The 2,438-nt window shown below is 35.8% G+C and carries 2 protein-coding genes; both read right to left on the reverse strand.

The window, feature by feature from the left end; genetic code table 11:
• Positions 1 to 300: 300 nt before the first annotated feature.
• Positions 301 to 1,500, reverse strand: coding sequence for an IS91 family transposase (locus DNU06_RS17325; protein WP_158526947.1), 1,200 nt, complete (start codon positions 1,498 to 1,500; stop codon positions 301 to 303).
• Positions 1,487 to 2,398 carry a tyrosine-type recombinase/integrase gene (locus tag DNU06_RS17330; RefSeq protein ID WP_111064764.1) on the reverse strand — a complete coding sequence of 304 codons (912 nt, stop codon included), beginning with the start codon at positions 2,396 to 2,398 and terminating at the stop codon, positions 1,487 to 1,489. Before DNU06_RS17330 ends, DNU06_RS17325 begins: the two co-directional genes overlap by 14 nt.
• Positions 2,399 to 2,438: the final 40 nt, after the last annotated feature.

Genomic DNA, 2,438 nt, shown 5'->3' on the forward strand with positions numbered 1-2,438 from the left:
CAACAATTAGAACCCAAAATCACGTGGGCGCAGGGCGTCCCCACTGATTTTTTCTAAGTGTTGCACTATGCCGCTAATCGCTAATTTGGATAAGTTTTACCTCTCTGTGTATTTTCAATAAAATGACTTTTCTTTTTTCGTTTTTTAAAGGTATTATTTGAGGTTTTATTTTGTAATATTTCATTAAAAATTGACTTGATTTTTGGCATTGAGTTAATTTTTATTTACCGTTATACACAGTATTTGTTTTTGAGGCATTACAGGTTGCGTCCACCTGTTTTTGGTAGTTTATTTTTCTTTTTAGCATGGGTATTCAATTTTGTTAGGCATTAACTTTCTGGGCGAACCGCGACTTGGGTGTATGACTTTAAAAACTATCATTTTACCTTCTTTACAGCTTGTACATTTGGTTACATCCACACCAGTAGTTTCTAAAATAACTTGTGCTAGGGTCATTTTATCTTTTTCTGGTGGAGTTGGCTGATTTAAAGCCTTTCTAATAAGTTTTAATTTTTGTTTTTTAACCCGTGTACTAAATATACCATAGTGCCTTATTTTTACAAAATATTTGGGTAGTATATGCTGTGCAAACCGTTTTAAAAAGAGATCGGTAGGAAGTTTCATTGAGCGTTTAATGTCCCCTTTTTTACGGTCGCGATATGAAAATTTAACGCAGCCATTTTCTAATGATTTTAAGCGGTAATTACTAATGGCAATTTTATGGGTGTAACGTCCTAAGTATTCCAATACAGAAGCCTTACCACTGAAACCTGGTTTGCTATTTACCACCCAGTCTTTGTCGAATAAAGCATTAACAAAAGTTTTAAATTCAGCTGGATTAAATCCTTTAGGTGTTTTTAGTTGTTTTGCTTTGTAAAGCAGTTTAAATCCTTCGCAAAACTTTGCCCTAAATACTTTACTTAAATTGGGTACATAAAATAAAAACTTACCCGATTTTGCTTTCCAATTCCCGCTTGCTGTGAGCCCTCCACTTGGTACAATACAATGCAAGTGTGGATGGTATTCTAATTTTTGTGTCCAAGTATGTAAAATACTGATGACTCCAATTTCAGCATTCAACTTACTTGTTTTATCCTTTGAAAAGGACAATAGCGTAGCCCACATGCTTTTAAAAAGCAAGTTGTACAGCTCTTTTTCGTTCATTTTAAACCATGCTCTTAGCTCAAAAGGAATGGTGAAAGTAACATGGTGATAAGGCACATCAAACAAGTCGTAGTCGCGCTCTAATAACCATCTTTTAGTGTTAGCACCTTGACAACCCGGACAGTGTCTATTACCACAACTGTTATAATGTACCTTAGTTGTTCCACAACTTTGGCAAGCTTCCCAGTGGCCTCCTAAGCTTTCTGTTTTACATTGGTTTAATGCATTTAATACACGCCATTGCCAAGGATTAAAATTATTGCTTGGTAGGCTGTTTAGGTGCTGGTTTAAAATTTGCTGTAAAGTAAGTGTTGGCTTAAACTTACTTTTCTTCAATATTATCTAAAGGACTAAAAGCCCCTTGTAAAGGCACGTCACTTACATGAAGGTATACCATTGTGGTTTGTATAGAACTATGACCTAATATCTCTTGTAACACGCGCAAAGACATACCATCCTCTAAGGCATGTGAAGCAAAACAGTGCCTTAAAATGTGTAAATTAACTGGCTTGGTTATTCCGCTTCTTTCTATTGCTTTTAATGTGATGTGCCTTAACAAGCCAAAGCTCACAGGCTGCCCTTTTTTCTGCCCATTAAACAAGTATACTTTAGGTCTACAGGCTAAAAAATAGGTCCGCAGTTCTTCAAGAACTTTTGTGCTCAGCACAGTGTAACGGTCCTTGGCTCCTTTACTTTTATTAATTCTAATTCTGCATTTTCCGTCACGAGTATCAATGTCATCTATCCTTAAATTAATCACTTCGGAACGGCGTAAACCACTGCCATAAATTAAGCGTAAAATAAGTCTATGCTTTGGGTTTAAAGCAGCATCAAATAGTTGCAGTAATTCTTCTCTACTGAGTAGTTTTGGTAAGGATTTTTCCTCTTTTGGATAAGGGATGTGATCTGCTTTGACTGGATCATGAGTCATTTCTCGGTAGAAAAACTTAAGTCCTGCCACATCAATTTTAATTTTAGCCCAGCTTAAACCTTGTGTCCTGAGCTCATGCAGGTAATCTAAAATTTGATCTACCTCTAAATCATTCGGTAAAGCACCATTAAACAGGCTTAGGTCGCGGACTGCTCTGCGGTAAGATTTTAAAGTGGAACTACCAGTATAACTAATCCCAATTCTTTTGGTGAATCGTTCCAAAAGCTTACTTAAACCTTCAATTTTAACCACTTCGGCTTCCTTAAAGCCGTAACCTCTTTTTGTTATTTGTTTAGCATTCATATAATTGTTTTGAATCCTATACGTATATTTAAGAAATTAT

This window comes from Putridiphycobacter roseus, assembly GCF_003234935.1.
Lineage (GTDB): Bacteria > Bacteroidota > Bacteroidia > Flavobacteriales_D > Crocinitomicaceae > Putridiphycobacter > Putridiphycobacter roseus.